Annotated in this window: 19 protein-coding genes; 13 read left to right on the forward strand and 6 right to left on the reverse strand. The window is 67.5% G+C overall.

From position 1 onward, the window contains the following. Positions 1–10: 10 nt before the first annotated feature. On the reverse strand, positions 11–1,549 hold the full coding sequence (locus tag MKD38_RS22305; protein ID WP_256505781.1) for an amino acid permease: 1,539 nt from the start codon (positions 1,547–1,549) through the stop codon (positions 11–13). Between the two features lie 491 nt (positions 1,550–2,040). Here MKD38_RS22305 and MKD38_RS22310 point away from each other — a divergent pair, with 491 nt between their 5' ends. The 10 genes from MKD38_RS22310 to MKD38_RS22355 all read left to right on the forward strand — a co-directional run bounded on the left by MKD38_RS22310 (position 2,041) and on the right by MKD38_RS22355 (position 13,502). Then, positions 2,041–4,122, forward strand: a complete 2,082-nt coding sequence (locus tag MKD38_RS22310; protein ID WP_252680133.1) for a 3-hydroxyacyl-CoA dehydrogenase NAD-binding domain-containing protein — start codon at positions 2,041–2,043, stop codon at positions 4,120–4,122. A gap of 38 nt (positions 4,123–4,160) precedes the next feature. Next, positions 4,161–4,805, forward strand: coding sequence for a bifunctional nicotinamidase/pyrazinamidase (pncA, locus tag MKD38_RS22315; RefSeq protein ID WP_252680135.1), 645 nt, complete (start codon positions 4,161–4,163; stop codon positions 4,803–4,805). Positions 4,806–4,852: 47 nt separating this feature from the next. Then, the gene (locus MKD38_RS22320) at positions 4,853–6,031 is read left to right on the forward strand and encodes an acetyl-CoA C-acyltransferase (RefSeq protein WP_252680138.1); all 1,179 of its coding nucleotides are present in this window, start codon (positions 4,853–4,855) and stop codon (positions 6,029–6,031) included. 247 nt (positions 6,032–6,278) lie between these two features. Beyond that, a complete protein-coding gene (locus MKD38_RS22325) occupies positions 6,279–8,141 on the forward strand; it encodes an acyl-CoA dehydrogenase (RefSeq protein WP_252680140.1) in 1,863 nt (620 codons plus the stop codon). Between the two features lie 55 nt (positions 8,142–8,196). Next, positions 8,197–8,979: an SDR family oxidoreductase gene (locus tag MKD38_RS22330; RefSeq protein WP_252680142.1), complete on the forward strand. Its 783-nt coding sequence runs from the start codon at positions 8,197–8,199 to the stop codon at positions 8,977–8,979. Positions 8,980–9,083: 104 nt separating this feature from the next. Continuing rightward, positions 9,084–9,521, forward strand: coding sequence for a PaaI family thioesterase (locus tag MKD38_RS22335; RefSeq protein ID WP_111521010.1), 438 nt, complete (start codon positions 9,084–9,086; stop codon positions 9,519–9,521). Between the two features lie 96 nt (positions 9,522–9,617). Next, a complete protein-coding gene (locus MKD38_RS22340; RefSeq protein ID WP_252680144.1) occupies positions 9,618–10,628 on the forward strand; it encodes an NADP-dependent oxidoreductase in 1,011 nt (336 codons plus the stop codon). A gap of 75 nt (positions 10,629–10,703) precedes the next feature. Further along, positions 10,704–11,552, forward strand: coding sequence for a class II aldolase/adducin family protein (locus MKD38_RS22345; protein WP_252680146.1), 849 nt, complete (start codon positions 10,704–10,706; stop codon positions 11,550–11,552). A 60-nt stretch (positions 11,553–11,612) separates the two neighbouring features. Continuing rightward, a complete protein-coding gene (locus MKD38_RS22350; RefSeq protein WP_252680147.1) occupies positions 11,613–12,515 on the forward strand; it encodes an SDR family oxidoreductase in 903 nt (300 codons plus the stop codon). A gap of 39 nt (positions 12,516–12,554) precedes the next feature. After that, on the forward strand, positions 12,555–13,502 hold the full coding sequence (locus MKD38_RS22355) for an alpha/beta fold hydrolase (RefSeq protein ID WP_252680149.1): 948 nt from the start codon (positions 12,555–12,557) through the stop codon (positions 13,500–13,502). A gap of 44 nt (positions 13,503–13,546) precedes the next feature. Here MKD38_RS22355 and MKD38_RS22360 read toward each other — a convergent pair whose 3' ends face one another. Beyond that, positions 13,547–14,068 carry an O-acetyl-ADP-ribose deacetylase gene (locus MKD38_RS22360; RefSeq protein WP_252680151.1) on the reverse strand — a complete coding sequence of 174 codons (522 nt, stop codon included), beginning with the start codon at positions 14,066–14,068 and terminating at the stop codon, positions 13,547–13,549. 69 nt (positions 14,069–14,137) lie between these two features. Next, a complete protein-coding gene (gene gbd / locus MKD38_RS22365; RefSeq protein WP_252680153.1) occupies positions 14,138–15,286 on the reverse strand; it encodes a 4-hydroxybutyrate dehydrogenase in 1,149 nt (382 codons plus the stop codon). Between the two features lie 353 nt (positions 15,287–15,639). On the opposite strand from gbd, the gene MKD38_RS22370 reads away from it, so the two are divergent. The 3 genes from MKD38_RS22370 (at position 15,640) to MKD38_RS22380 (ending at position 18,179) form a co-directional block, all read left to right on the forward strand. Then, positions 15,640–16,653: an alpha/beta hydrolase gene (locus MKD38_RS22370; RefSeq protein WP_252680155.1), complete on the forward strand. Its 1,014-nt coding sequence runs from the start codon at positions 15,640–15,642 to the stop codon at positions 16,651–16,653. A 72-nt stretch (positions 16,654–16,725) separates the two neighbouring features. Next, a complete protein-coding gene (locus tag MKD38_RS22375; RefSeq protein WP_252680157.1) occupies positions 16,726–17,709 on the forward strand; it encodes a tripartite tricarboxylate transporter substrate binding protein in 984 nt (327 codons plus the stop codon). A gap of 32 nt (positions 17,710–17,741) precedes the next feature. Then, positions 17,742–18,179 (forward strand): YbgC/FadM family acyl-CoA thioesterase, encoded by a 438-nt coding sequence (locus MKD38_RS22380; RefSeq protein ID WP_183300653.1) that lies wholly within the window; start codon positions 17,742–17,744, stop codon positions 18,177–18,179. 207 nt (positions 18,180–18,386) lie between these two features. On the opposite strand, the gene denD is transcribed toward MKD38_RS22380, so the two are convergent. The 3 genes from denD to MKD38_RS22395 are packed head-to-tail and all read right to left on the reverse strand — an operon-like array spanning position 18,387 to position 21,561. Continuing rightward, the gene (gene denD / locus MKD38_RS22385) at positions 18,387–19,361 is read right to left on the reverse strand and encodes a D-erythronate dehydrogenase (protein ID WP_252680159.1); all 975 of its coding nucleotides are present in this window, start codon (positions 19,359–19,361) and stop codon (positions 18,387–18,389) included. A gap of 26 nt (positions 19,362–19,387) precedes the next feature. After that, on the reverse strand, positions 19,388–20,170 hold the full coding sequence (gene otnI, locus MKD38_RS22390; RefSeq protein ID WP_252680161.1) for a 2-oxo-tetronate isomerase: 783 nt from the start codon (positions 20,168–20,170) through the stop codon (positions 19,388–19,390). Positions 20,171–20,196: 26 nt separating this feature from the next. Continuing rightward, a complete protein-coding gene (locus MKD38_RS22395; RefSeq protein ID WP_252680163.1) occupies positions 20,197–21,561 on the reverse strand; it encodes an MFS transporter in 1,365 nt (454 codons plus the stop codon). Between the last annotated feature and the right edge of the window lie 88 nt (positions 21,562–21,649).

The raw sequence follows: 21,649 nt of genomic DNA on the forward strand, positions 1-21,649 counted from the left end.
CCCCAACTTCTTACGCGGCCTCTCGCGTGTCCTCCGCCTTCCGCTGCGCAAACTCAAACGGCATATCCTCATACGCGATCAGCCGCGACCCGGTAACCAGCCGATATCCCAGCCACAGCACCAGGAACACCGGTACGCCAATATAGGTAGCGACGATTTCCTGCCAACGGTTCGGGATGTCGGCGAAGGCCTGGTAATTCTGCCCGCCGATGATCACCACGCACAGCACCGTCGAGAAAATCGGCCCGAACGGATACAGCGGCGAGCGGTAGGCAAGCTGGCTGACGTCATGGCCCTGGCGGGCCAGGCCGCGGCGGAAGCGGTAGTGGCTGACGGCGATGCCGAGCCAGGCGATGAAGCCGGTCATGGCCGAGGTGTTGAGCAGCCACAGGTAGGCGGTCTTGTTGCCGAGCAGCGAACTCAGAAAGCACAGCGCGCCGATGCCGGTGGTCGCCAGCAGCGCGTGGAACGGCACGCCGTTCGGCGTCAGCCTGGCGAACACGCGCGGGGCGCGGCGGCTGACGGCGAGGCCATACAGGATCCGCGTCGACACGTACATGCTGGAGGTGCCGGCCGACAGCAGCGCGGTCAGCACCACCGCGTTCATCAGCCCGGCGGCGAAGGCCAGCCCGGCGTGGCGGAACACCAGCGCGAACGGGCTGACGCCCACGTCGGTCACGTCGTTGCGCAGCAGGTTGGGATCGGTATAGGGGATCAGCACCCCGATGACCAGGATCGCCAGCACGTAGAACAGCAGGATGCGCCAGAAGGTCTGGCGGATCGCACGCGGAATGGTGATGGCGGGGCGCTCGGCCTCGCCGGCGGCGACGCCGACGGTTTCGGTGCCGAGGAAGGAGAAGCCCGCGATCATGGCCACGCCGAACATGGCCGGGATGCCGCCGACAAAGGGCGCGTCGCCGGTGGTGAAATTGTGCCAGCCGGACTGCGGGCCGCCCTGCATGATGCCGAAGATCATCAGCAGCCCCACGCCCAGGAATACCACCACGGTGATTACCTTGACCAGCGCGAACCAGTATTCGGCCTCGCCGAAGCCGCGCACCGAGAACGCGTTGAGCCCGAACATCAGCAGCAGGAAGCCGGCGCTCCAGAACACCCCGGGCATGTCGGGAAACCAGTACTGCATCACCAGCTGTGCCGCGGTCAGTTCGACGGCGATGGTCACCGCCAGGCTGAACCAGTAGTTCCAGCCCAGCGCGAAGCCGAAGCCCTCGTCGACATAGAGCGCGCTGTAGGTGACAAAGGAGCCGGCCACCGGCATGTGCACCGCCAGCTCGCCCAGGCTGGTCATCAGGCAATACACCATCAGGCCCAGCAGCATATACATCAGCAGCGCGCCGCCCGGGCCGGCCTGCGCGATCGACGCACCCGAGGCCACGAACAGGCCGGTGCCGACCGCGCCGCCGACGGCGATCATGGTCAGGTGGCGGGCCTTGAGCTTGCGCTGGAGGTCGTCGTGCTCGACGAGCGGGTGCTGGTGTCCATGCTGCGCCAAAGCGCGCCCGAACGAAGAAGTGGTGGGGGAAGACATCAGGGTCGCTGGACCTTCGGCCGCCCGGCATCTCGTGAAGGCCCGGCGGCAAAAAACGAAAAGCCGCGAGTCTACCGCGTCTGCCCCGGCGATTTTCCCGTATCGGTCAAATAAAGGCCGATACTGGTCTGGGAGGCGGCGCGACCGGTACGACGAAGTGCCTTAACCGGCATCGCATGCGCTTCGCTGGCAGTCGTTAAGCACCGGCTCCATGCAGCGCGATCAGGGGCGGCATTCGCGTTGCGCATGGCCCCGAAATGTTCGGAAATTGAAATTGAACGACCGTGCTATTTTGTGTATGCTTGTTTCGCCCAAGCGCCGGAAGGCGTTGTGGGGCGCGGGAAAGCGGCGGATCGGGTCAAGGGTTAACCCCCTCGTGACGGCCGCGGACCGGGGGCGGCGCCGGCAACAGCCGGCTCGCCCCGCGCTGCAGAGAACATTCATTCGAGAATTCGAATCCCGAGACAACTTCTGACACCAAAGGAACCAGCATGACAGCGCAGTATCAGGTTCAGGACGGCGTAGCCGTCATCACGCTCGACAATCCCCCTGTCAACGGCCTGGGTCACAGCACCCGGCTTGGCATCGTCGAAGGCATGACCCGTGCGCTGGACGATGCCGCCGTCAAGGCGATCGTCATCACCGGCGCTGGCAAGGCTTTCTCGGGCGGCGCCGATATCCGTGAATTCAATACACCCAAGGCCATGCAGGAGCCGACCCTGCACTCGGTGATCCGCGTGCTGGAAGCCTCGTCCAAGCCGGTGGTGGCGGCGGTCCATTCGGTCGCCATGGGCGGCGGCCTGGAACTGGCGCTGGGCTGCAATTACCGCGTCGCGTCCAAGGGCGCGCAGATCGCGCTGCCGGAAGTGAAGCTGGGCCTGCTGCCTGGCGCCGGCGGCACGCAGCGCCTGCCGCGCGTGATCGGCCTGGAGGCCGCCGCCAACATGATCGTGTCGGGCACCGCGGTGCCGTCCGAGAAGTTCGCCGGCACCAAGCTGTTCGATGAAATCGTCGAGGGTGACGTGCTGCCCGCGGCGGTCAAGTTCGCCCAGAACGTCGGCGCCGCCAGCGGCCCGCACCCGAAGGTGCGCGACCTGAAGGTGCGCCACGAGAATGCCGAGGGCTACCTCGGCTTCGCCCGCAATACCGTGGCCGCGATGGCCAAGAACTTCCCGGCGCCGCTGAAGTGCCTGGAAGCGGTGGCCGGATCGCTCAAGCCGTTCGAGCAGGGCCTGAAGCAGGAGCGCGAGGGCTTCCTGTTCCTGGTGACCACGCCGGAGTCGCGCGCGCTGCGCCATGCCTTCTTCGGCGAGCGTGCCGCCAGCAAGATTCCCGACGTGCCCGAAGGCACCCCGGTGCGCAAGATCGAGAAGGTTGCCGTGATCGGCGCCGGCACCATGGGTGGCGGCATCAGCATGAACTTCCTCAACGCGGGCATCCCGGTCACGATCCTGGAAACCAAGCAGGAAGCGCTCGACCGCGGCGTCGGCATCATCCGCAAGAACTACGAGAACAGCGCCAAGAAGGGCAAGCTGACGCAGGAGAAGGTCGAGCAGCGCATGGGCCTGCTCTCCACCACGCTGTCGTATGACGACATCAAGGACGCCGACATGGTCATCGAGGCCGTGTTCGAGGAAATGGGCGTCAAGGAGATCGTGTTCAAGAAGCTGGATGAAGTGATGAAGCCGGGCGCGATCCTGGCGTCGAACACCTCCACGCTGGACGTCAACAAGATCGCCTCGTTCACCAGGCGTCCGCAGGACGTGGTCGGCATGCACTTCTTCAGCCCGGCCAACGTGATGAAGCTGCTGGAAGTGGTGCGCGGCGACCAGACCGGCAAGGACGTGCTGGCCACGGTGATGCAGGTGGCCAAGAAGATCAAGAAGACCGCGGTGGTGTCGGGCGTGTGCGACGGCTTTATCGGCAACCGCATGATCGAGCAGTACAGCCGCCAGGCCGGCTACCTGCTGGACGAGGGCGCGTTGCCCGAGCAGGTCGACAAGGCCATCGAGAAGTTCGGCTTTGCCATGGGCCCGTTCCGCATGGGCGACCTGGCCGGCAACGACATCGGCTGGGCCATCCGCCAGCGCCGCGCCGTGGACAAGCCGGACATCCAGTATTCGAAGACCGCCGACCTGCTGTGCGAGATGGGCCGCTTCGGCCAGAAGACCGGCGCGGGCTGGTACGACTACAAGGCGGGCGACCGCAAGCCGTACCCGAACCAGCAGGTCAACGACATGATCGTGCAGCACTCCAAGGACCTCGGCATCACGCGTCGCAAGATCTCGGATGAGGAAATCGTCGAGCGCCTGGTGTTCGCGCTGGTCAACGAAGGCGCCAAGATCCTGGAAGAGGGCATTGCTTCCAAGGCCTCGGATATCGACATGGTGTACCTGACCGGCTACGGCTTCCCGCTGTTCCGCGGCGGCCCGATGCTGTACGCCGACCAGGTCGGCCTGTACAACGTGGCGCTGGCCATGAAGCGCTACGCCAAGGGCTACCACGGCGAAGCCTGGCAGGTCGCGCCGCTGCTGCAGAAGCTGGCGGACGAAGGCAAGGGCTTCAACGGCTAAGACGCGGCTCACACCGACAGGGTTCAGCCAGGAGGGCCATGAACACCATCATCGGACCGGACGATTGCCTGCTGGTGATCGACGTGCAGAACGACTTCATGCCGGGTGGCGCGCTTGCCGTGCCCAATGGCGACGAGGTGGTGCCCGTCATCAACCGGCTGGCGCACGCGTTCGGGCATGTGGTGCTGACGCAGGACTGGCATCCGGCCGCGCACGTCTCGTTCGCGGCCAACCATGCCGGCGCGCAGCCGTTCCAGACGCTGGCGCTGCCGTATGGCGAGCAGGTGCTGTGGCCGGTGCACTGCGTGCAGGACACGCCCGGCGCCGCGCTGCATGCGGGGCTGGACGTGCCGCACGCGCGGCTGGTGATCCGCAAGGGCCACCATGCCGGTGTGGACAGCTACTCCGCCTTTATGGAAGCGGACCGCGCCACGCGCACCGGGCTGGCCGGCTACCTGCGCGAGCACGGCGTCAGGCGCGTGTTCTGTGCCGGGCTGGCGACGGACTACTGCGTGGCCTGGAGCGTGCTCGATGCGCGCGCCGCGGGCTTCGAGGCCGCGGTGATCGAGGACGCGTGCCGGGCCATTGACCTGCAGGGGTCGCTGGCCAGGGCATGGCAGGAGCTCGGCGCCGCCGGCGTCGCGCGCGTGATGTCCGCCGACTTGCTCAAGGGCCAGGGCTGAACCGAAACACCGAACTGAACGACACAAGAGATTCCGAGGAGCAACACATGAACGAAGCAGTCATCGTATCCACCGCACGTACCGCGCTGGCCAAGAGCTGGAAGGGCGCCTTCAACATGACCCACGGCGCCACGCTGGGTGGCCATGCGGTCCAGCACGCCATCGCGCGCGCCAAGATCGAGGCCGCCGAGGTCGAGGACGTGCTGATGGGCTGCGCCAACCCGGAAGGCGCCACCGGCGCCAATATCGCGCGCCAGATCGCGCTGCGCGCCGGCTGCCCGGTCACCGTACCGGGCGCCACCGTCAACCGCTTCTGCTCGTCGGGCCTGCAGACCATCGCCATGGCGGCGCAGCGCGTGATCGCCGACGAGGGCGACATCTTCGTCGCCGGCGGCGTGGAGAGCATCTCGTGCGTGCAGCAGGAGATGAACCGCCATATGGTCCAGGAAAGCTGGCTGACCAAGAACAAGCCGGAAATCTACTGGAACATGCTGCAGACCGCCGAGAACGTGGCCAAGCGCTACAACATCTCGAAGGAGCGCCAGGACGAATACGGCGTGCGCAGCCAGCAGCGCGCCGCGGCCGCGCAGGAAGCCGGCAAGTTCAAGGACGAGATCGTGCCGATGACGGTGCTCGCCGGCGTCGCCGACAAGTCGACCGGCCAGCTGGTGACGAAGGAAGTCACCATCTCCGCCGACGAGGGCATCCGCGCCGACACCACGCTCGAAGGTGTTTCCAAGATCCGCAGCGCCGTGCCGGGCGGCGTGATCACCGCCGGCAACGCCTCGCAGTTCTCGGACGGCGCCTCGGCGGCGGTGGTGATGAACGCGCGCGTGGCGGCGGCCAAGGGCCTGCAGCCGCTGGGCGTGTTCCGCGGCTTCGCCGTGGCCGGCTGCGAGCCAGACGAGATGGGCATCGGCCCGGTCTTTGCCGTGCCCAAGCTGCTGAAGAAGGCCGGCCTGAAGGTCGACGACATCGGCCTGTGGGAGCTGAACGAAGCCTTCGCCGTGCAGGTGCTGTACTGCGCCGACACGCTGGGCATCCCGATGGACCGCCTCAACGTCAACGGCGGCGCCATCGCGGTGGGGCATCCGTATGGTGTGTCGGGCGCGCGCCTGGTTGGCCATGCGCTGATCGAAGGCAAGCGCCGTGGGGTCAAGTACGTGGTGGTGACCATGTGCATCGGCGGCGGGCAGGGCGCGGCCGGGTTGTTCGAAGTCCTGTAACGACCGACCGCCTGTTTGCTCCCCTCTCCCGCTTGCGGGAGAGGGGCCGGGGGAGAGGGCAGGAGCTCGCAGTACTCGGGCGCCTCCGTTCGTGGTCACGCCGGCCCTCTCCCCAACCCTCTCCCGCAAGCGGGAGAGGGAGCCCGCCATTGGTCATCCAAAGCAAAGCGTTCTTCAAGCGCTACGCCGTCCCGAGAACAGAAAAGAATTCGCGAGCGCCCCACGCAGTGCGCCGCCTGGAGACACCATGTCGATGATCCTTTCCCGCCGCGACCTGAATTTCATCCTGTACGAATGGCTCAAGGTCGACGAGCTGACCCGCATCCCGCGCTACGCCGACCACTCGCGCGAGACCTTCGATGCCGCGCTGGATACCTGCGAGAAGATCGCCACCGACCTGTTCGCGCCGCACAACAAGAAGAACGACCAGCACGAACCCGAATTCGACGGCGAGACCGTCAGCATCATTCCCGAGGTCAGCACCGCGCTGAAGGCCTTCTGCGAGGCCGGGCTGATGGCCGCCGGGCAGGACTACGAGCTGGGCGGCATGCAGCTGCCGGTGGTGGTCGAGAAGGCCGGCTTCGCCTACTTCAAGGGCGCCAACGTCGGCACCAGCTCCTACCCGTTCCTGACCATCGGCAATGCCAACCTGCTGCTGACGCACGGCACGCCGGCGCAGGTCGAGACCTTCGTCAAGCCGGAGATGGAAGGGCGCTTCTTCGGCACCATGTGCCTGTCGGAGCCGCAGGCCGGCTCGTCGCTGTCGGATATCACGACGCGCGCCGAGTATGAGGGCGAATCGCCGCTGGGCGCGCAATACCGGCTGCGCGGCAACAAGATGTGGATTTCCGCCGGCGAGCACGAGCTGTCGGACAACATCGTCCACCTGGTGCTGGCCAAGATCCCCGGCCCGGACGGCAGGCTGATCCCGGGCGTGAAGGGCATCTCGCTGTTCATCGTGCCCAAGTACCTGGTCAACGACGACGGCTCGCTGGGCGAGCACAACGACGTGGTGCTGGCCGGCCTGAACCACAAGATGGGCTACCGCGGCACCACCAACTGCCTGCTGAATTTCGGCGAGGGCATGAAGTACAAGCCGGGCGGCAAGGCCGGCGCGATCGGCTACCTGGTGGGCGAGCCGCACAAGGGCCTGGCCTGCATGTTCCACATGATGAATGAGGCGCGCATCGGCGTGGGCCTGGGGGCGGTGATGCTCGGCTATACCGGCTACCTGCACGCGCTGGACTATGCGCGCAACCGTCCGCAAGGCCGCCCCGTCGGCCCCGGCGGCAAGGACGCCGCCAGCCCGCAGGTGAAGCTGGTCGAGCACGCCGATATCCGCCGCATGCTGCTGGCGCAGAAGAGCTATGTCGAGGGCGGCCTGGCGCTGAACCTGTATTGCGCGCGGCTGGTCGACGAGGAACAGGCCGCTGCTGCCGCGGGCGACCAGGAAGCGCATGCGCGCCTGGCGCTGCTGCTCGACATCCTGACCCCGATCGCCAAGAGCTGGCCGTCGCAATGGTGCCTGGAGGCCAATAACCTCGCGATCCAGGTGCATGGCGGCTATGGCTATACCCGCGAATACAACGTCGAGCAGTTCTATCGCGACAACCGCCTGAATCCGATCCACGAAGGCACGCACGGCATCCAGGGCCTGGACCTGCTCGGCCGCAAGGTGGTGATGAAGGATGGCGCCGCGTTCAAGCTGCTGGGCGAGCGCGTGCAGGCCACCATCGGCCGCGCGCTGGCCGCGGACGATGCCGAACTGGCGCAGCAGGCGCGCGCGCTCGGCGCCGCAACCAAGCGCCTGGCCGAGGTGACCCAGACGCTGTGGAGTGCCGGCGATTCGAACGTGACGCTGGCCAACGCCTCGGTCTACCTCGAAGCCTTCGGCCACGTGGTGGTCGCGTGGATCTGGCTGGAGCAGGCACTGCTGGCGCAAGCCGCGCTGGCGCAGGCGAGCGGCCAGGAAGACCAGGACTTCTATCGCGGCAAGCTGGCCGCGGCGGCGTACTTCTTCCGCTTCGAGCTGCCCAGGGTCGGTCCGCAGTTCGACCTGCTGGCGTCGCTCGACCGCACCACGCTGGACATGCAGGACGCCTGGTTCTGAGCGCCGGTTCTGACTGTTTACTCCCTCATTCAAAGACAACCAAGGAAGAGACAACATGCGCACCATCCAGCAACTGTTTGACCTGAAGGGCAAGACCGCGCTGATCACCGGCGGCTCGCGCGGCCTTGGCCTGCAGATTGCCGAGGCCCTGGGCGAGCAGGGCGCGCGCATCGTGCTGTCGGCGCGCAAGGCCGACGAGTTGCGCGCCGCGCAGGAACACCTGAAGGGCCTCGGCATCGAGGCCGACTGGATCGCCGCCGACGGCTCGCAGGAATCGGAGATTGCGCGCCTGGCCGACGAGGCCATCGCCAGGCTCGGCCAGGTCGACATCCTGGTCAACAACGCCGGCGCCACCTGGGGCGCACCGGCGGAAGACCATCCGCTGGAAGCGTGGGACAAGGTGATGAACCTGAATATCCGCGGCCTGTTCCTGCTGAGCCAGCGCATCGGCAAGCTGTCGATGATTCCGCGCCGTTATGGCCGCATCATCAACGTGGCGTCGATCGCGGGCCTGGCCGGCAATCCGCCGGGCACCATGGAGACCATCGCCTACAACACCTCCAAGGGCGCGGTGGTCAACTTCACGCGCACGCTGGCGGCGGAGTGGGGCGAGCACAACATCACCGTCAACGCGCTGGCGCCGGGCTTCTTCCCGTCCAAGATGACCAAGGGCTCGCTCGAGCGCATGGGCGTCGAGGCGATGTGCGCGGGCGTGCCGCTGCACCGCCTGGGCGACGACGAAGACCTGAAGGGCGCGGCGCTGCTGTTTGCCAGCGATGCCGGCAAGCACATCACCGGGCAGATCCTGGCGGTCGATGGCGGCGTCAGCGCCGTATAAGCGCGGCCTGAGCGACGGCCTTCGTTTGCGGCAATAATGCGGGGGCGGCGCCGGCGGGCAAACTGCCGGTGCCTCTCCGACCCCCCACTTCCACTCGCATTGCCATGAACCAGTACACCGGCTCCCTGAGCCATATCCCGTTCCTTGCCGAACTCGGCGTGACCTGCAGCCTGGCCGAGGGCGGGCGCAGCGAGATCTCGCTGCCGACCGAAAAGCGCCACCAGAACAGCTGGGACATGGCCCACGGCGGCGTGATCATGACGCTGCTCGACGTGGCCATGGCGGTGGCCGGCCGCAGCAGCGATGCCGATGGCCGCGGTGTGGTCACCATCGAGATGAAGAGCAGCTTCATGGCGCCGGGCCGCGGCCACCTGACCGCGCGCGGCACCACCGTGCACCGCACCACCACCATGGTGTTCTGCGAGGCCGAGATCGTCGATGCTGACGGCAAGACCGTGGCGCGCGGCTCGGGCACGTTCAAGTACATCCGCCGCATGCCGCCGCAGCGCCCGGGCGAAACCGATACCGGCGCCGACGGCTGAGCGCCGGCGCAGCACAGGCGGGGCGCTCCATGTGCCGCATTGCCCCGCATCGGCAGTTTCCATGCAGTTTCCATCTCCCATTGGAAGGAATCCACCATGTCCAACACGTTCAAGCGCATCGTCCTGGCCTCGCGTCCCGAAGGCGCGGTCACGCCGGCCAATTTCCGCCTGGAAGAGGTGCCCGTGCCGCAGATTGCCGACGGCCAGGTGCTGGTGCGCAATCACTACCTGTCGCTGGACCCGTACATGCGCGGGCGCATGAACGACAGCAAGTCCTACGCCGCGCCGCAGCCGCTCGACGAGGTGATGATCGGCGGCACCGTCGGTGAAGTGGTGGAGAGCAAGCACAGCAAGTTCAAGCCGGGTGACAAGGTGGTCGGCATGTTCGGCTGGCAGGAGATGGGTGTCAGCGACGGCACCGGCCTGCAGACGGTCGATACCACCCATATCCCGCTGTCGGCCTACCTGGGCTCCGTCGGCATGCCGGGCGTGACCGCCTGGTATGGCCTCAACAAGATCATCCAGCCCAAGGCGGGCAAGACCATTGCGGTCAGCGCCGCGTCGGGCGCGGTCGGCAGCGTGGTCGGCCAGCTGGCCAAGCTGGCGGGCTGCCGTGCGGTGGGCTTTGCCGGCGGCAAGGACAAGTGCGACTACGTGGTCAACGAGCTGGGCTTCGATGCCTGCATCGACTACAAGGCGGCGAAAGACCCGAAAGAGCTCTACACCATGCTCAAGGAAGCCACGCCCGACGGCATCGACGGCTACTTCGAGAACGTCGGCGGCGACATCTTCGACGCGGTGCTGTCGCGCATGAACGCCTTCGGCCGTATCGCCATGTGCGGCATGATCGCCGGCTATGACGGCCAGCCGCTGCCGCTGAAGAACCCGCAGCTGATCCTGATCTCGCGCCTGACGGTGGAAGGCTTCATCGTCTCCGAGCATGCCGAGGTCTGGCCGCAGGCGCTGAAGGAGCTGGGCACCGCGGTCGCGCAAGGCAAGCTCAAGTTCCGCGAGAGCATTGCCGAAGGACTGGCCAGCGCGCCGGAAGCGTTCATGGGCCTGCTCAAGGGCAAGAACTTCGGCAAGCAGCTGGTCAAGCTGGTCTGACCGGCGCCTGCAGGGCCGCGGCGCGTCTGCAGGGCGCGCCGCGGGCAACGGATATCACCAGCAACGGAGACACCGATGAATGCCCCGCAAGCCCCGCAAATCCAGAGCGCCGACGAGATCGGCGCCGGCCTGCCCGAAGAGGTCAAGGCGCGCTACCGCAACCTGCCGCGGCCGCCGCAGTTCGCCACCGCCGCCGAAGAGCGCCTGCACCGCAAGCAGCGCCTGGCAGCCGCCTTCCGGCTGTTCTCGAAATTCGGCTTCGATGAAGGCGTGGCCGGCCATATCACCGCGCGCGATCCCGAGTTTCCCGACACCTTCTGGGTCAATCCCTTCGGCGTGCATTTCAGCCAGGTCAGGGTCTCCAACCTGATTCGCTGCGACCACCACGGCGATGTGGTCGAGGGCGACTACCCGGTCAATGCCGCGGCCTTCGCCATCCATTCGCGCGTGCACCAGACCCGCCCCGACGCGGTCGCCGCCGCGCATTCGCACAGCACCTATGGCCGCGCGTGGTCGACGCTGGGGCGCCCGCTCGATGCGCTGACACAGGATGTGTGCGCCTTCTACCACGATCACGCGGTCTATGACGACTTTGGCGGCGTGGTGGTGGAGCTGGACGAGGGCCAGCGCATCGCCAACGCGCTCGGGCAGAACAAGGCCGCGATCCTGCAGAACCATGGCCTGCTGACGGTCGGCAAGACCGTCGACGAAGCGGCGTGGTGGTTCATCACCATGGAACGCTCCTGCCAGGTGCAGCTGCTGGCCGAAGCGGCCGCGGCGCGCACGCAGGCGCCGTTGAAGGTGATTGCCGACGCGGCTGCACGGCAGGCGTATTCGATCGTCGGCACCGCGCAGGCGGGCTGGTTCCAGTTCCAGCCGCTCTATGCCCGCATCGTCAAGGAACAGCCCGACCTGCTGGACTGAACCCGCATGCCCGCCATGCGGCGGGCAGCCCCATTCGACTCACGCGACAGGACAGACGACATGAAGGATTTCTCCAACAAGGTTGCCGTCATTACCGGCGGCGCCTCGGGTTTCGGCAAGGAATTTGCCCGCATCGCCGCGGACCTCGGCATGAAGCTGGTGCTGGCCGACGTGCAGGAAGACGCGCTGGACGCGACCGTCGCCGAGTTCCAGGCGCGCAACGTGCCGGTGATCGGCTTGCGTACGGACGTGTCGCAAGCCGGGCAGGTGCAGGCGCTGGCCGATGCGGCGATCGAGGCCTTCGGCCAGGTCAACCTGCTGTTCAACAATGCCGGCGTCGGCGCGGGCGGCCTGATCTGGGAAAACTCGGAGCGGGACTGGGACTGGGTGATGGGTGTCAACCTGTACGGCGTGGTGCATGGCGTGCGCATTTTCACGCCGCTGATGCTGGCCGCCGCGCAGAAGGACCCGGCGTTCGAGGGACATATCGTCAACACCGCATCGATGGCGGGCTTGCTGAATCCGCCGGCGATGGGGGTCTACAACGTGTCCAAGCACGCGGTGGTGGCGCTGACCGAAACGCTGTACCAGGATCTCGGGCTGGTGACCGAGCAGGTGCGTTGCTCGGTGCTGTGCCCGTACTTCGTGCCGACCGGTATCAGCCAGTCGCAGCGCAACCGGCCCGCCGACCTGGCCAACCAGGCGCCGCCGACGCGTTCGCAAATGGTGTCGCAGGCCTTGTCGGACAAGGCCGTCGGCTCGGGCAAGGTGAGCGCGGCGGAGGTGGCGCAGATCACCTTCGATGCCATTCGCGACGAAAGCTTCTATATTTATTCCCACCCCCAGGCGCTCGCTCCCGTGCGCCAGCGCTTCGAGGATATCGTCGGGCAGCGCAACCCCGGCGATCCGTTTGCCGACAAGCCCGAGGTCCGCGCGGGCCTCGTTGCCGCGCTGCGCGGCTGATCACACGCCCGTACAACGCCGCAACGAGGAGGACCGCATATGGAGAACAACATGGCAGCGCCCGCCGCCGTGATCCGCCACCTGCAGTACGCCACGCTGCCCAACGAAACCCGGCTGCACTACGCCAGCGCGGGCGAGCGCGGCAAGCCGCTGATGCTGTTCGTGCACGGCTTTCCGGAATTCTGGTTCGAATGGGAGGCGCAGCTGGCCGAGTTCGGCCGCACGCATTTCGCCGTCGCGCCCGACCTGCGCGGCTTCAACCTGTCGAGCAAGCCCGCCGACGTCAGCGCCTACCGGCCGCGCCATATCGTTGAAGACCTGGTGCAGCTGGTCGGCGCGCTGGGCTATGACCAGGCCGTGGTGGTGGCGCACGACTGGGGCGGGGCGATCTGCTGGAACCTGGCGATCCAGTTCCCGCAGCTGGTGCGCCAGCTGGTCATCGTCAATTCGCCGCATCCGTATTTGTTCGCGCGCGCGCTCGCCACCGATCCGGCGCAGCAGGCCGCGTCTGCCTATATGAACTGGCTGCGCAAGCCGGGCTCGGAGCAGGCGCTGGCGGCCAACGACTTCGCGCTGCTGGACCGGATGCTGTCCGACGACGACGGCAAGCCGGCGGCGTGGTACACCGCCGAGACCCGCGCCAGGTATCACGCGGCGTGGTCGCAGCCGGGCGAGGGCAAGGACGCCGGCGTGCATCCGCTGACCGGCGGCGTCAATTTCTACCGGGCCTCGCCGATGCATCCGCCAGGCGAGGGCGAGCCGCCGCCCGATATTTCACGGCTGGATCCGGCGGCGTTCGTGGTCAGGGTGCCGACGCTGGTGGTGTGGGGCGAGCGCGACCGCGCGCTGCCGAAGTCGCTGGTCGACGGCCTGGCCGATTTCGTGCCCGACCTGCGGCTGGAGCGCATCCCCGAGGGCACCCACTGGGTGATCCACGAGCAGCCGGAACGGATCAACCAGCTGATCCGCAGCGCGCTGCCGGCCTGATCGGTGCGCACGCATGCGGCGGCCCAGGCCGCCGCATGCAGGCTTCAGCTCAGCCGCTCGCGGTAAAGCCGGTAGTTCTCGTCATCGAAGCAGACGAAGGTGACCTGCTCGATCTCCGGCGCCCCGGCCAGCGCCTCGCGCACCGCGGCGATGGCGATATCCGCGGCGCGCTCGCGCGGGAAGGCGTAGATGCCGGTGCTGATGTTGGGGAAGGCCAGCGTGCGCAGGTGATGCTGCGCCGCCAGCCGGATGCTGTTGCGGTAGGCACTGGCAAGCTGCTCTTCTTCGCCCTGGCCACCGCCTTGCCACACCGGCCCGACCGCGTGGATCACGTAGGGCGCCGGCAGGCGGCCGCCGGTGGTGAGCACCGCCTCGCCGGTGGGGCAGCCGCCCTGCGCGTCGCGGATCGCGCGGCAGGCCTCCATGATGGCGGGGCCGCCGGCCCCGTGGATGGCCCCGTCGACGCCGCCGCCGCCGAGCAGGCCGCTGTTGGCCGCATTGACGATGGCATCGACTTCCATCCGGGTGATATCGCCATGGACTACCTGCAAGTGCTCGCCGCTCATATTGTCTCCTGCGCTGTGGGAGGGCCAGCCGGGCAGCCGCTTGGTCGGTCCGCCCGGTGAAGGCCTGTGCTACATGGACTGCTCAAGCATACGCCGATAATCAGCGGCGCTGGCTTGTTTCGGGTTGGTCTTGTGGCAGTGGTCGAGCAGCGCGCCCGCGATCACCTTGTCGAACATGTTCTCGGTCACGCCCATCTGGCGCAGCCCGGTGGGCAGGCCCAGGCGCGCGGTCATGTCGTGCACCGCCTGCGCCAGGTCGGCGTCGTCGGGCAGGTGCATGGCGCGGCGCAGGCGCGCGTAGCGGTGATCGCGCACCACGGTGGGCGCGTCGGCATTGAAGCGCAGCACCGCCGGCATCACCACCGCGTTGAGGGTGCCGTGGTGCAGGCCGGTGCGGCCGTCGATCTTCAGTCCGCCGAGCGGGTGCGACAGCGAATGCACGCAGCCCAGTCCCTTCTGGAACGCCATCGCGCCCTGCATCGACGCGCTCATCATGTTCAGGCGCGCATCGCGGTCGTTGCCGTCGCGGGTGGCGCGCTCGATGTGGGTCCAGCCGCGCTCCAGGCCGTCGAGCGCGATACCGTCCGCGGGCGGGTTGAAGGCGGGCGCCAGGAAGGTCTCGATGCAGTGGGCGATGGCGTCCATGCCAGTGGCGGCGGTCAGGCCGGCGGGCAGGCCCAGCGTCAGTTCGGGATCGCACACTGCGGACTTGGGCAGCAGGTGCCAGGAGTGGAAACCCAGCTTGCGGCCGTCGTCCAGGATGATGATGGCGCCGCGCGCGACCTCGCTGCCGGTGCCCGAGGTGGTGGGCACCGCGATCAGCGGCGCGGCCCGGTCGGTGATCTTGCCACTGCCGCCTTCGATGGTGGCATAGGTGGTCAGCTCGCCCTCGTGCGTGGCCAGGATGGCAATGCCCTTGGCCAGGTCGATCGATGACCCGCCGCCCACCGCCACCAGCCCGTCGCAGCCTTGCTCGCGGTACTGCGCGGCGGCCTTGCGCACCATGGCCTCGGTCGGGTTCGACGGGGTCTCGTCGAACACTGCCACCGGCAGGCCCTGCATCGCATCGATGGCGCGCTGCGCCACGCCGGCCGCGACCACGCCCTGGTCCGTGACCAGCAGCGGCCGGCGGATGCCGATGCGCTCGCATTCCGACTTCAGCACGCTGACCGCGCCGAAGTCCAGGTGAATGTGGGTCAGATAGTAGATGAACGCCATGTTTGCTTGTCTCCTGCTGGGATCTGCCGCGAAATAGTGGAATGCGCGTTGGAATTCGTCGTTGTCACGTGCCTGGCCCGCCGCTGGCACCGCGCCCCGGGTTGGGGTTCAATGGCACTGTCGCATCGTTTCCGCAGGCCCCGGCGCCGCTGCAGCCGATGATCGCGCAAAAACTGCTGGCGTGGCAGGGCGGACAGGACTTTTCCGGGTTATCTCGGACTGCCCGGGGTCGGAAACATCTGGCATCATACTAAAATCGAACGATCGTTCACTATTCGAACTTGTCCCGATGCCGACGCCGCGCCCGCGCTGCTGCGCGGGGTCGGCGCCGGGTTTGTGCCGCATTACGCCCTATGTCTGTCGTACCGTCTTCCCCATCCGCCACGCCAGGCCTGCCGGACAGTCCGCTGGACCCGCAGATGGCCGCGTTGCTGGCCTTGATCGCGCGCGCCAAGCGGCCGCCGATCCACGCCATGGCGCCGGAAGACGCCAAGATCGCCTACGAGAAAAGTGCGCCGATCCTCGACATCAACCCGCCCCCGGTGCATACCGCGGAAGACCTGCTGGTGCCGGCCCGCGACGGCCACGCCATCCCGGTCCGGCTGTACACGCCGCGCGAGGCCAGCTGGGTCGAGCCGCTGCCGCTGCTGGTGTACTTCCACGGCGGCGGCTTCACGGTCGGCAGTGTCGATTCGCACGATCCGCTGTGCCGGCTGCTGTGCGGCCAGGCCGATTGCATGGTGCTGTCGGTGGATTACCGGCTCGGGCCCGAATGGCGCTTCCCGACCGCGGTCAACGACGCCTTCGATGTGCTGCACTGGGTCTTCGCCGAAGCCGACAGGCTCGGCGCCGACCCGGCACGCATCGGCCTGGGCGGCGACAGTGCCGGCGGCACGCTGGCCACGGCCTGCGCGGTCGAGGCGCGCGATGCCGGCCGGGCGCCGGTGCTGCAGCTGCTGATCTATCCGGGCACCTGCGCGCGCCAGGATACGCCGTCGCACCGCGCGCTGGCCGACGGCTACCTGCTGACGGCGGAGATGATCCGCTGGTTCTTCGCGCAGTACCTGGACCAGGATGCCAGCCGCGACGACTGGCGCTTTGCCCCGCTCGACGGTGGCGGCACCGGTGCCGAGGTGGACGGGGTCTGCCCGGCCTGGATCGCGGTGGCCGGCTACGACCCGCTGCATGACGAGGGCGTGGCCTACGCCGAAAAGCTGCGCGCCGCCGGCGTTGCCGCCACGCTGGCCGACTACCCCGGCATGATCCATGACTTCTTCAAGCTGGGCCGGTTCGTGCCCGCGGTGGCGCAGGCGCATGCCGATGCCGTCGCCGCGCTGCGCACCGCGTTCGGCACCTCGCAGGACTAGGCCCCGCCTTGCGGTCGCGCCGGTCCACGCATTTTTCAAGCAGTGATTTGCAGCACTAGGAGACATCGTCAAATGCAACGCCGCCACTTCCTCGCCCGCGCGGGCATCGCCGCCGCCGCCGCGGCCCTCGGTCTTGCCGCCATGCCCGCCCAGGCCCAGGCCGACAAGTTCCCGCAGCGCCCGATCCGGCTGGTGATCGGCTACACCGCCGGCGGCTCCACGGATATCCCGTTCCGCGTGCTGGCCGACAACGCCTCGAAGATCCTGGGCCAGCCCGTGATCGTCGAGAACAAGCCCGGTGCCGGCGGCGTGCTGCCGGCGCAGCTGATGCAGAGCACCGCGCCCGACGGCTACACGCTGGCGCAGGTGGCCATGCCGGTCTACCGCCTGCCTTACACCACCAAGATCAACTGGGACCCGGTCAAGGACCTGAGCTACATCATCAACCTTGCTGGCTATTCGTTCGGCCTGGTGGTGCCGGCGGATTCGCCGATCAAGACCATGCAGGACTACATCGCCTACGCCAAGGCCAACCCGGGCAAGCTGACCTACGGCTCGCCGGGCTCGATGACCACGCTGCACCTGACCATGGAAGAACTGGCCCTGAAGCAGGGCGTGCAGTTCTCGCACATCCCGTACAAGGGCAATTCGGAATCGATGCAGGCGCTGCTCGGCGGCCACGTGATGTCGGTGGCCGACACGCCGGCCTGGGCGCCGTACGTGGAGCAGGGCAAGCTGCGCCTGCTGTCGACCTGGGGCGAGAAGCGCTCGGCGCGCTTCCCCAACGTGCCGACGCTGAAGGAACTGGGCATGGGCATCGTGCAGACCTCGCCGTTCGGCCTGGTCGCGCCCAAGGGCACCGACCCGAAGATCGTGCAGAAGCTGCATGACGCCTTCAAGAAGGCCATGGAAATGCCCAACTACCGCGAGTCGCTGGCCAAGTTCGACATGGAGCCGTTCTACATGAACACGCAGCAGTACGCGCAGTTCGCGGCCGATACCGTCAAGAAGGAAAAGGCGATCATCGAGAAGCTGGGGCTGGCCAAGCCGCAGTAAGCCCGCGCTGATCCACCGAGGAGACCACGTCAATGGCCAAAGAGGAGTTCCGCCATACCATCCCGCTGCGCGTGCGCTGGTCCGAAGTCGATCCGCAATCGATCGTCTTCAATGCGCACTACCTGACGTATTGCGATATCTGCGTGACCGAGTACTGGCGCGCGCTGGGCATCCGCTATCCCGAAGACGTGCTGCACGCGCACGGCGTCGACATCTTCGTGGTCAAGTCGACGCTGGAGTACCACGCGTCGGCGCGCTTCGACGATCAGCTCGATATCCGCGGCCGCATGGCGCGGCTGGGGCGGTCGAGCATGCTGTTCCGGGTGGAGATGTATCGGGGCGACGAGCACCTGATCACCGGTGAAATCGTCTATGTGTGCGCGGATCCGGCGACGCAGAAGTCGGCGCCGATCCCGGGGGTGGTGCGGGAGGTGATCGAGGGGTATGAGGTGGTGAAGCCGGCGGGTTGATGGCGCGAAGACGCCTCGACTCCCGCTGGTTTGCTCCCCTCTCCCGCTTGCGGGAGAGGGGCGGGGGAGAGGGCAGGCGCGTGCCTTGCGACATGGCGCGTAAGGGCACGAAAGTCCTGCCCTCTCCCTAGCCCTCTCCCGCAAGCGGGAGAGGGGACTGGCTCTCAGCAACTGAACAAGCAGTCGCCATGGCGGAACGGCGGAAGCTTACTTCCCCACCCCCGCATCCTCCATATAAGCTCGGATCACCGCATCAAAGCTGGCATCGCTCTCGAACCCCAGCGACAAGGCGCGCTCCGCGTTCCACGCCGCCGGCCACGTGCCGACGATCTTCTCGACGCGCTCTTCGCGTTCCCACGTCACCAGGTCCGCCACCGCATCGCCCGCGACGCGGCGCAGTGCGTCGACCATGCCCGCGGCGGTGACCGACAGGCCCGGCAGGTTGACCACGCGGCGATTGCCCAGGCGCTCGCCCGCAAGCTCGATGCCGTTGACCAGCGCGGCCACCGCCGCGCGCGGCGACAGCAGCCACAGCTTGGTCTCCGGCGCCACCGGGCAGTTCGCTGCCACGCCCGCCAGCGGCTCGCGGATGATGCCGCTGGCGAACGACGACGCCGCCGCATTGGGCTTGCCCGGGCGCACGCTGATGGTGGGCAGGCGCAGCACGCGGCCGTCGACGAAGCCGCGGCGGCTGTAGTCCGACAGCAGCAGTTCGCCGATGGCCTTCTGCACGCCGTATGACGATTGCGGATTGAGCGCGGTGTCGTCCTGCACCACCGGCGGCAGCTCGCCGCCGTAGACCGCGACCGAGCTGGTGAGCAGCACGCGTGGCCGGTGGCCCAGTGCGCGGCAGGTTTCCAGCAGCGCGCGCGACGCGTCCAGGTTGACGCGCATGCCGAGTTCGAAATCGGCCTCGGCCTGGCCGCTGACCACGGCGGCGAGGTGGAACACCGCGCCGGTGTCCTGGTCGATGGCCTGGCGCAGCACCGCGGGATCGGACAGGTCGCCGGTGACCACGCGCACGCGCGCGTCGTCGAGACCCTGCGGCGCGACCACGTCGAGCAGCGTCAGGCGCTCGAAGGCAACGGCCTTGCCGTCGAGGTTCAGGGTGCCGCGTCGCAGCAGCAGGCGGGCCAACTGCAGGCCGAGAAAGCCGGCGCCGCCGGTAATCAGTACGTTCATGGCAAGAGCTCTTCAGTGGTTTTGCATCAGCGGCCGAGGTAGGGCTTGAGCCAGCCCAGGCCTGCCGACGTGCCGGCGCGCGGGCGGTATTCGCAGCCGATCCAGCCGGCATAGCCGAGCGCGTCGATGACGTCGAACAGGTAGGGGTAGTGCAGCTCGCCCAGGTCGGGCTCATGGCGCTCGGGCACGCCGGCGATCTGGATATGGCCGATGCCGGCGAAGTCGCGCCTGAGCTTCATCGCGACATCGCCCTCGACGATCTGGCAGTGGTAGCAGTCGAACTGCACCTTCAGGTTGGCCGCGCCGACCTCCTTGCAGATCGCCTGGCCGTCGTCCTGGCGGTTGAGGAAATAGCCCGGCATGTCGCGCGTGTTGATCGGCTCGATCAGCACGGTCACGCCCTGCGCGGCCGCCGCGCTGGCGGCGAACGCCAGGTTCTCCAGGTAGGCGGCGCGGCAGCGCGCGGGGTCGGCATCGGCGGGGACCAGGCCGGCCATCACATGGATGCGGTCATTGCCGATCACGCCGGCGTATTCGAGCGCGCGGCCGATGGTGCCGCGGAATTCCGCCTCGCGCCCCGGCAGCGCCGCCAGGCCGCGCTCGCCCGCCGCCCAGTCGCCCGGCGGGGCATTGAACAGCGCCTGCGCGAGGCCGTTCGCGTCGAGGCGCGCGCGCAGCTCCGCGGCGGGGTGCTCGTACGGGAACAGATACTCGACCGCCCGGAAGCCGTCGGCCGCGGCAGCGGCAAAGCGGTCCAGGAAGGCGTGCTCTTGGTACATCATCGACAGGTTGGCGGCAAAGCGCGGCATGGGAAACTCCGGAAGCGAAAGCGGGTTCAGCGATTGACCAGTTTAGCGGGCGTCAGCCACACCAGCACGGCGCCGACCACCAGGATGGCCGACAGCACGTACATCGGCAACTGGGTACTCTGGGTCAGGTCCTTGAGCGCACCCACCATGTACGGCGACACGAAGCCAGCCAGGTTGCCCACCGAGTTGACCACCGCAATGCCCGAGGCCGCGGCGATGCCCGACAGGAACGAAGTCGGCAGCGACCAGAACAGCGGGGCGCAGGTCAGCACGCCGGCGGCGGCCAGCGACAGCGCGGCAATCGCCACGGTCGTATTGTTGGTGAACGAGGCGGCGATGGCAAAGCCCAGCGCACCCATCAACGCGGGCACGATCAGGTGCCAGCGGCGCTCGCGGCGTGCATCCGCGCTGTGGCCCAGGATGTTCATCACCACCACCGCGCAGAGGAAAGGAATCGCGGACAGCAGGCCGATGTTGAGGTTGCCGGTCACGCCGCTGGACTTCACCAGCGTGGGCATCCAGAAGGTCAGCGCGTACTGGCCGGTGACGAAGCAGAAGTAGATCAGGCACATCCACCACACGCGGCGGTCGGCGAACACCGCGCCGAGCGAGTGGCCATGCCCCTTGCCGGCGGCGGCGCCGGCATTGCGCTGGTCTTCCTCGATATTGCGCTTGAGCACGCGCTTCTCGTCGGCGTCCAGCCACGGCGCCTTGTCGATGCCGTCGCGCAGCACGAAGATCGTCAGCAAGCCGATCACGAACGCGGGCAGCGCCTCGAGCAGGAACATCCACTGCCAGCCGCGCATGCCGTGGGTGCCGTTGAACGCGTCCATGATCCAGCCCGACAGCGGGTTGCCGAACATGCCGGCGATGGGGATGCCCGACATGAACAGCGCGATCATCTTGGCGCGGCGGTTGGCCGGGAACCAGTAGGTCAGGTACAGGATCACGCCGGGATAGAAGCCGGCTTCGGCCAGGCCCAGCAGGAAGCGCATCACGTAGAACTGCGTCGGCGTCTGCACGAACATGAACAGCGCCGAGATGATGCCCCACGTGATCATGATGCGCGCGATCCAGATGCGCGCGCCGATCTTGTGCATCAGCAGGTTGCTGGGCAGCTCGAACAGGAAATAGCCGATGAAGAACAGGCCGGCGCCCAGGCCGAACACGGTCTCGGAGAAGGCCAGGTCCTGGCCCATCTGCAGCTTGGCGAAGCCGACGTTGACGCGGTCGAGGTAGGCGACCACGTAGCACAGCATCAGGAACGGCATGATGCGCCAGAACACCTTGCTGTAGGCGCGTTTCTCGATCTGGGTGTCGGTGTCGAGCCGGGCGTTGCCGCCGAGGCTGTCGAAGGCGGGCACGCTGGCCGCCGGTTGGTTGGATGGCATCGGTGGTCTCCGGGTATGGTGGTGAGTCTGGTCTTGTGGTTGCGGCCACGCGCGAATCGCAGGGGTGCGCGTCCCCCGCGCGGTGGCC

Source organism: Cupriavidus sp. WGlv3 (genome assembly GCF_023952475.1).
In the GTDB taxonomy this organism is placed as follows: Bacteria; Pseudomonadota; Gammaproteobacteria; order Burkholderiales; family Burkholderiaceae; genus Cupriavidus; species Cupriavidus phytorum.

Excerpts from the sequence above, each read along its gene's own strand:
- denD (WP_252680159.1), bottom strand. The coding sequence starts at position 19,361 with ATGAACGTACTGATTACCGGCGGCGCCGGCTTTCTCGGCCTGCAGTTG.
- MKD38_RS22340 (WP_252680144.1), top strand. The coding sequence starts at position 9,618 with ATGTCCAACACGTTCAAGCGCATCGTCCTGGCCTCGCGTCCCGAAGGC.
- gbd (WP_252680153.1), bottom strand. The coding sequence starts at position 15,286 with ATGGCGTTCATCTACTATCTGACCCACATTCACCTGGACTTCGGCGCG.
- MKD38_RS22380 (WP_183300653.1), top strand. The coding sequence starts at position 17,742 with ATGGCCAAAGAGGAGTTCCGCCATACCATCCCGCTGCGCGTGCGCTGG.
- otnI (WP_252680161.1), bottom strand. The coding sequence starts at position 20,170 with ATGCCGCGCTTTGCCGCCAACCTGTCGATGATGTACCAAGAGCACGCC.
- MKD38_RS22310 (WP_252680133.1), top strand. The coding sequence starts at position 2,041 with ATGACAGCGCAGTATCAGGTTCAGGACGGCGTAGCCGTCATCACGCTC.
- MKD38_RS22325 (WP_252680140.1), top strand. The coding sequence starts at position 6,279 with ATGTCGATGATCCTTTCCCGCCGCGACCTGAATTTCATCCTGTACGAA.
- MKD38_RS22355 (WP_252680149.1), top strand. The coding sequence starts at position 12,555 with ATGGAGAACAACATGGCAGCGCCCGCCGCCGTGATCCGCCACCTGCAG.
- MKD38_RS22335 (WP_111521010.1), top strand. The coding sequence starts at position 9,084 with ATGAACCAGTACACCGGCTCCCTGAGCCATATCCCGTTCCTTGCCGAA.
- MKD38_RS22375 (WP_252680157.1), top strand. The coding sequence starts at position 16,726 with ATGCAACGCCGCCACTTCCTCGCCCGCGCGGGCATCGCCGCCGCCGCC.
- MKD38_RS22345 (WP_252680146.1), top strand. The coding sequence starts at position 10,704 with ATGAATGCCCCGCAAGCCCCGCAAATCCAGAGCGCCGACGAGATCGGC.
- MKD38_RS22360 (WP_252680151.1), bottom strand. The coding sequence starts at position 14,068 with ATGAGCGGCGAGCACTTGCAGGTAGTCCATGGCGATATCACCCGGATG.
- MKD38_RS22305 (WP_256505781.1), bottom strand. The coding sequence starts at position 1,549 with ATGTCTTCCCCCACCACTTCTTCGTTCGGGCGCGCTTTGGCGCAGCAT.
- pncA (WP_252680135.1), top strand. The coding sequence starts at position 4,161 with ATGAACACCATCATCGGACCGGACGATTGCCTGCTGGTGATCGACGTG.
- MKD38_RS22330 (WP_252680142.1), top strand. The coding sequence starts at position 8,197 with ATGCGCACCATCCAGCAACTGTTTGACCTGAAGGGCAAGACCGCGCTG.
- MKD38_RS22370 (WP_252680155.1), top strand. The coding sequence starts at position 15,640 with ATGTCTGTCGTACCGTCTTCCCCATCCGCCACGCCAGGCCTGCCGGAC.
- MKD38_RS22320 (WP_252680138.1), top strand. The coding sequence starts at position 4,853 with ATGAACGAAGCAGTCATCGTATCCACCGCACGTACCGCGCTGGCCAAG.
- MKD38_RS22395 (WP_252680163.1), bottom strand. The coding sequence starts at position 21,561 with ATGCCATCCAACCAACCGGCGGCCAGCGTGCCCGCCTTCGACAGCCTC.
- MKD38_RS22350 (WP_252680147.1), top strand. The coding sequence starts at position 11,613 with ATGAAGGATTTCTCCAACAAGGTTGCCGTCATTACCGGCGGCGCCTCG.